Source organism: Citrobacter koseri ATCC BAA-895, from assembly GCF_000018045.1.
GTDB lineage: Bacteria > Pseudomonadota > Gammaproteobacteria > Enterobacterales > Enterobacteriaceae > Citrobacter_B > Citrobacter_B koseri.
Map to the genome: position 1 here is coordinate 1 of NC_009794.1, position 5,601 is coordinate 5,601.

A 5,601-nucleotide genomic window follows, 5' to 3' on the forward strand; every position below is an offset into this window, starting at 1 on the left:
TAATGCAGAAGCCGAAGAAGAAGCCGCTCGTCGTAAAAAAAAGATCCTGGCATCCGGCAGTGATGGCAAATCTGATGCGTCAGGCACAGGAGGAAGATTACCGCCGGGAGCAGATGGCAGAGCTTGAGCGTTCAGCCCGGTCACATTTTGCGGATATCGGAGGAGAGGATGGCGGTTAAGCGTACCCGTTTTTTAGGTATCCGGGTGACCGATGGGGAGTACCAGCAGCTGCTGGAGCGCTGCAATGGAAGGCAACTGGCAGTGTGGATGCGGGAAACCTGTCTCGATACGCGCCCGGCGCGGTCGTTGCGGCTGCCGTCCATCGATCCGGTTTTGCTGCGCCAGCTTGCCGGGATGGGGAACAACCTCAACCAGATCGCCCGGAAAATTAACGGCGGCCAGTGGTCAGGCGCTGACCGGGTTCAGGTGGTGGCCGCGCTGATGGCCATCGATGCCGGACTCGAGCGGCTGCGGCATGCCGTGCTGGAAAAGGGGGCAGACGATGATCGTTAAGTTTCATCCGCGAGGGCGAGGCGGCGGTGCCGGGCCGGTGGATTATCTGCTGGGGAAAGACCGCCAGCGCGACGGGGCCATCGTCCTGCAGGGAAAGCCGGAGGAGGTCCGGGAGCTTATCGACGCCTCGCCCTACGCCAAAAAGTACACCTCCGGCGTCCTGTCTTTTGCTGAACAGGATTTACCGCCCGGCCAGCGTGAAAAGCTGATGGCGAGCTTCGAGCGGGTTCTGATGCCCGGACTCGATAAAGACCAGTACAGCGTGCTGTGGGTTGAACACCGGGACAAGGGGCGGCTGGAACTGAATTTTCTGGTACCGAACACGGAACTGCTGACCGGCAGGCGTCTCCAGCCGTACTACGACCGGGCAGACCGTCCGCGCATCGATGCGTGGCAGACCGTGGTGAACGGGCGACTGGGGCTGCACGACCCGAACGCACCGGAGAACCGGCGCGCGCTGGTGACGCCATCTTCGTTACCCAAAACGAAGCAGGAAGCCGCAGAGGCTATTACGCGGGGCTTACTGGCCCTCGCCTCGTCAGGGGAGCTTAAAACGCGTCAGGACGTCACTGAGGCGCTGGAAAGCGCAGGTTTTGAGGTCGTGCGCACCACAAAGAGCAGCATCAGCATTGCCGACCCGGACGGAGGGCGAAACATCCGACTTAAGGGAGCCATCTATGAACAGTCTTTTAACGCTGGCGAAGGACTTAGAGCAGAAATCGAAAGCGCAGCAGCAGAGTACCGGCGAAATGCTGAAAGCCGCATTCAGCGAGCACGAGAAGTCTGTCAGAGCGGAACTGAGCGAAAGCGGGAAGAGAATCAGCGCCGCCATCCGCGCCCACGAGCAGGGTATGAGCGCGGCCATGCAGTCGAACCGCCTGAGCGTGATGCGTATGGTCGGGCGGACATGGCTGACCATCACGATGGTGTCAGGACTGCTGTTCGCCAGCCTGAGCGGGGTGTTGTGGTATCAGGGGAGCCTGATAGCGTCAAATCTGGCCGAAATCGACCGGCAGAACGCAGCGCTGTCGAAGCTGAACGCGAAGACCTGGGGCGTGACGTACCTGGAAGACAGCAACGGACGTTTTCTGGTGCTGCCGAAGGGGACGGCCGTAGACAGGACGCAGAGCTGGACGGTCGGGAACGGGCTGTCGAAGCAGAACGCGCTGAGACTGGTGAAGGAGTAAGTGCCGATGACCGAGCTGGAAAAACAGTTGCTGAGCGCATTAGAGCAGCTACAGCAGGACTACTCGAAAAGGCTGGACGAGTGGGAGAGCGCCTTCGGGGAATGGCGGAAAATGTCAGGGCTTATGCAACGGGAGAACGCGGCGCTGAGCGAGCGCGTGACGCGCTTGAGTCAGCAGGTGGAACGCTTGAGCGGGCAACTGCAGCGTTTGAGCCGGTAGTGCAGCGTCATGAGATGGCCGTGGCCGCAGAACGGGCGCACGAGCAACGGCAGCACGAAAAGGAACTGACGGAAGCGCGTTCCCGGCAGCGAAGCTATGACGGTCCGTCGCTGGGCTGAAATGCAGGAAAACAGGGTTCTCATCGGGCATTTACGCTGAAACCGGATGTCATTCACCTGGCTGCATGGCTATGCAGCCAGGTAAAATTTATCTGTCGCGAACGGGGCGGTTTATCGGGTGGTTTGTTGCCGGTTTTACCTGACTGCCACCCCGTTCGCGGCGAACCCGTCCGGGGCGGTGCGGGCAACGGGTGTTATGTTTAATCAGCGTGAACGGCAGATACAAAAAAAGCCCCGGAGGGCTTTTAACTACTGACTTATTTTTTTGAAGATTTGCTGGGTTTCAATTTGTCAGTATTTCCCGGCGTTTTTTTATTGTCACGCTGGCGTTTATCAGGTTCCCCTGTTGAATCGGCAATTCGTTTCGGACCCGGCTTAAGACCCATAATCGTTATCCTTTCAATAGTTAAGAGGAAAGCCCTCAAGCTAGATATATTGACCGCGTTACGGATTATCAAGAGGGGCTAACAAGATTATTTTTTGTTCTTTTAGGTTGATTGTGGTACTGTTGCTATACATGTATAGCAAATGGTGTTCGGGAGGTTTATATGCTTGCTATCCGGTTATCTGATGAGATTGAGTCCCGTCTGGACTCGCTGGCGAAGCAAACCGGCAGAACAAAGACGTTTTATGCGCGGGAAGCAATACTGGCGCATCTGGAAGACCTGGAGGATTATTATCTTTCAGCAGAAACTGCTGCACGCGTTCGCCGTGGTGATGAAGCAGTGCATTCGTCTGAAGACGTGAGGAAGTCACTTGGTCTGGACGATTAACTATTCCGATCGGGCGCTCAAATCGTTACGCAAGATGGACAAACAGAACGCACGACGGATTGTGGATTTTATGAGTTTACGCATTGCAGTTGCTGCCGATCCTCGCCAGTCAGGGAAGCCGCTCAAAGGTGAGCTGGGCGAGTTCTGGCGCTATCGGGTGGGAGATTATCGCGTTCTGTGTGAGATCCGAGATGACGAGCTTGTTATCCTTGCCGCCACGATTGGACATCGCCGCGAAGTTTACGACTGAAGCCCGCTATGCGGGCTTTTTTGATGCCGACAACAGGTATTATGGTAAATACTCGACTAACTACGTGTTCTACTGTTTGTCGGTTTTAGTTAACCAGCAGGTTGTCTTAACGATAATGTAGCCGTTATTTTTAACTAATAAGGTCATATTGTTAACGTCAGGCATAATAAAAGACATTATGGCCTCAGAGTTATCATCAGAAGCAGCTCTCTGCATTACTACTTCGATTCCCTTTTCTTTGAATCTATAAGTATCCAGTTGCCTATTAAACTTAGAAAGACCTACAACCATACTTAGTTTGTTATCTTTAACAGTAAGAGATGCTTCCTGAGTACCATTACATCGGTAGTAAGCGGTGTAACCGTCAGCAAAAGATCGACCGGGGAATATAAATGCTAGGAACGCAATTAACCAATACATAGTTGAGAATCTTGGTATTACACATTTCACTATCCTCTCTTTCATTTTTCGTTCACCATACTTTGTTATCTGATTTTTAATTTTTCTATTTTATAAACCAAGTCCCTACCAAAAAGGCGAAAATTATCCTCAAATAATAATAATTGTTTAAGAACATCCATGAAAGCAGCTGCTTCACCCTCAGTTATGGGAGCTACTCTATATAACATATAACCTGAGTTAAGGGTTTCTTTTATACTTTCTTCAATGCTCATTATAAATATTAGTGGATTATCATTTTTCTTCCCCCATGGGTTTCTAATTAATCCTTCGATGTACTCAGGTCCTTTGCGTCCTATTGCCTGCGCAATATTTTTTATTTCATCTGCGTGAGGGCTTTGTTGTACAGCTTTGTTTATGCCTGCTTGAGTGATTTTCAGAGACTCTACACCGTGTATGTTGTATGAGATAAAATGTAATAAATTAAGATGTAATGCAATTAATCCATTTTTGTTTACATCTGAGTATTTGGATAAAAAACGTAATGAAGTGTTAACTCTCCCTTGAAGCCTAACAATTGGGAGTGCTGCCTTGTATATTTCCTTCTCCGTTAAATGCCGTTTAAAAAACATAATTCTCCGCCTCCGTATAGCGTGTCTATTTTATTTCGTCGTAAAACTTAGCTCTGAAATATTCCTTTAGAACCATCATTTCATTAATAATTGAATCTATCTCATCCATTTTTTCTTGGTATTCTTTTAATGGTGAAGGGAGCGGTAACTCAATATTTGAAAAGTGATTGGCGAGATAGGGATCAAGGTTTCTCATCCATTCAGGCTTTTCGCCAATGCGTTCTTCAACTGAAAGTGAACCTGATAATCTCTGGTTAATAAGATCACTTAGACTCATTTTGGTTTTATTCGAAAGCCGTTGTAAGGATTGCTTTAATCCTATATCTAGCATGATATTTGTTCTTTCTCTCATTACCCCTCCCCCCTCGCTATTGCGTTTTTTGTTGCGCACAAAGCTACCATTGCGCATTAAGAAACGCAATGAAAAAGGAGGGAGGGAGTGGTTTGTACATGATGTGCAGTGCGCTGAGGGCATCAGTGGCGGGTGTTTTTCCGTGGGATGGATGGAGCTCCGGGGATAACAGAACTGACGATCATTTAAAGGATCTTCTTGAGATCCTTTTTTTCTGCGCGTAATCTCTTGCACTGTAAACGAAAAAACCGCCTGGGGAGGCGGTTTGATCGAAGGTTAAGTCAGTTGGGGAACTGCTTAACCGGGTAACTGGGTATACGAGACCGCAGATACCAAAACTGTTCTTTCAGTGTAGCCGCAGTTAGGCACCCACTTCAAGACCTCTCAATATCTCTCTCGTATATATCCAGTTACCAATGGCTGCTGCCAGTGGCGTTTTTGCGTGTCCGTCCGGGTTGGACTCAAGATGATAGTTACCGGAAAGGGCGCAGCAGTCGGGCTGAACGGGGGGTTCGTGCATACAGCCCAGCTTGGAGCGAACGACCTAAACCGAGCCGAGATACCAGCAGCGTGAGCTATGAGAAAGCGCCACGCTTCCCGAAAGGGAAAAAGGCGGAACAGGTATCCGGTAAGCGGCAGGGTCGGAACAGGAGAGCGCACGAGGGAGCCGCCGGAGAGAAATCACCGGCATCTTTAAGTCCTGTCGGGTTTCGTCCTCCTCTGACTTGAGCGTCCATTTCTGTGATGCTCGTCAGGGGAGGCGGAGCCTATGGAAAAACGGCCACGCCGCATCCTTTTCTCCGGCACTTTCTGATTTGAGCGCCTTTGCTTTATCCCGTTATCCGTGAGCCGGTCACGCCCGCCGCAGCCGAACGGCAGGAGCGCAGCGACCGAGTGAGCGAGGAGGCGTCATTTCATCTGTCCGTGCATGGTATTGCGGACGCTCCTGAGCCACATATCACACCTGCCACATGAGGCACTTTCATGAATCGCGCTCTCATGTCAGCATAGTAAGCCAGTATACACAGCGTAAACGCTGTGACTGGTTCAGGGCTGCGCCCCGAAACCCGCTAACACCACTGACGCGCTGGCGCTTGTCCAACGCCGGAGCGACCCGGAAAACATTTCCGTGCCGTCCGGCGTTTGCGAAGGAGGGA

10 protein-coding genes are annotated in these 5,601 nt (G+C 51.3%); 6 read left to right on the forward strand and 4 right to left on the reverse strand.

From position 1 onward, the window contains the following. Positions 1–2: 2 nt before the first annotated feature. The 4 genes from CKO_RS23535 (at position 3) to CKO_RS23210 (ending at position 1,919) form a co-directional block, all read left to right on the forward strand. Positions 3–179: a hypothetical protein gene (locus CKO_RS23535; RefSeq protein WP_004197757.1), complete on the forward strand. Its 177-nt coding sequence runs from the start codon at positions 3–5 to the stop codon at positions 177–179. Then, the gene (locus tag CKO_RS21960) at positions 169–513 is read left to right on the forward strand and encodes a MobC family plasmid mobilization relaxosome protein (protein ID WP_004197764.1); all 345 of its coding nucleotides are present in this window, start codon (positions 169–171) and stop codon (positions 511–513) included. The genes CKO_RS23535 and CKO_RS21960 overlap by 11 nt, the downstream gene beginning before the upstream one ends. Positions 514–1,190: 677 nt before the next feature. Beyond that, positions 1,191–1,700, forward strand: coding sequence for an MbeB family mobilization protein (locus tag CKO_RS23205; RefSeq protein ID WP_024131073.1), 510 nt, complete (start codon positions 1,191–1,193; stop codon positions 1,698–1,700). A gap of 6 nt (positions 1,701–1,706) precedes the next feature. Next, positions 1,707–1,919: an MbeD family mobilization/exclusion protein gene (locus CKO_RS23210; RefSeq protein ID WP_021527181.1), complete on the forward strand. Its 213-nt coding sequence runs from the start codon at positions 1,707–1,709 to the stop codon at positions 1,917–1,919. Positions 1,920–2,295: 376 nt separating this feature from the next. Here the strand turns inward: CKO_RS23210 and CKO_RS23710 are convergent, their stop codons facing one another. Continuing rightward, positions 2,296–2,424 carry a hypothetical protein gene (locus tag CKO_RS23710; RefSeq protein ID WP_000523570.1) on the reverse strand — a complete coding sequence of 43 codons (129 nt, stop codon included), beginning with the start codon at positions 2,422–2,424 and terminating at the stop codon, positions 2,296–2,298. A gap of 162 nt (positions 2,425–2,586) precedes the next feature. On the opposite strand from CKO_RS23710, the gene relB reads away from it, so the two are divergent. Continuing rightward, positions 2,587–2,811 carry a type II toxin-antitoxin system RelB family antitoxin gene (relB, locus tag CKO_RS22930; protein ID WP_000879771.1) on the forward strand — a complete coding sequence of 75 codons (225 nt, stop codon included), beginning with the start codon at positions 2,587–2,589 and terminating at the stop codon, positions 2,809–2,811. After that, entirely contained in the window at positions 2,795–3,061 is a 267-nt protein-coding gene (locus tag CKO_RS21980) for a type II toxin-antitoxin system RelE family toxin (protein WP_004197762.1), read from the forward strand. Before relB ends, CKO_RS21980 begins: the two co-directional genes overlap by 17 nt. Positions 3,062–3,130: 69 nt before the next feature. Here CKO_RS21980 and CKO_RS21985 read toward each other — a convergent pair whose 3' ends face one another. The 3 genes from CKO_RS21985 to CKO_RS21995 form a co-directional block, all read right to left on the reverse strand. After that, the gene (locus tag CKO_RS21985) at positions 3,131–3,481 is read right to left on the reverse strand and encodes a hypothetical protein (protein ID WP_004197756.1); all 351 of its coding nucleotides are present in this window, start codon (positions 3,479–3,481) and stop codon (positions 3,131–3,133) included. 65 nt (positions 3,482–3,546) lie between these two features. Beyond that, positions 3,547–4,092 (reverse strand): hypothetical protein, encoded by a 546-nt coding sequence (locus tag CKO_RS21990; protein ID WP_004197758.1) that lies wholly within the window; start codon positions 4,090–4,092, stop codon positions 3,547–3,549. Positions 4,093–4,117: 25 nt separating this feature from the next. Beyond that, entirely contained in the window at positions 4,118–4,483 is a 366-nt protein-coding gene (locus tag CKO_RS21995; protein ID WP_226331160.1) for a hypothetical protein, read from the reverse strand. Positions 4,484–5,601 lie beyond the last annotated feature (1,118 nt).

Bases quoted from the DNA above. Each gene is read 5' to 3' on its own strand.
- CKO_RS23205 (WP_024131073.1), top strand. From the start codon at position 1,191: ATGAACAGTCTTTTAACGCTGGCGAAGGACTTAGAGCAGAAATCGAAA.
- CKO_RS23210 (WP_021527181.1), top strand. From the start codon at position 1,707: ATGACCGAGCTGGAAAAACAGTTGCTGAGCGCATTAGAGCAGCTACAG.
- CKO_RS21985 (WP_004197756.1), bottom strand. From the start codon at position 3,481: ATGTATTGGTTAATTGCGTTCCTAGCATTTATATTCCCCGGTCGATCT.
- CKO_RS21960 (WP_004197764.1), top strand. From the start codon at position 169: ATGGCGGTTAAGCGTACCCGTTTTTTAGGTATCCGGGTGACCGATGGG.
- CKO_RS23535 (WP_004197757.1), top strand. From the start codon at position 3: ATGCAGAAGCCGAAGAAGAAGCCGCTCGTCGTAAAAAAAAGATCCTGG.
- CKO_RS23710 (WP_000523570.1), bottom strand. From the start codon at position 2,424: ATGGGTCTTAAGCCGGGTCCGAAACGAATTGCCGATTCAACAGGGGAA.
- relB (WP_000879771.1), top strand. From the start codon at position 2,587: ATGCTTGCTATCCGGTTATCTGATGAGATTGAGTCCCGTCTGGACTCG.
- CKO_RS21990 (WP_004197758.1), bottom strand. From the start codon at position 4,092: ATGTTTTTTAAACGGCATTTAACGGAGAAGGAAATATACAAGGCAGCA.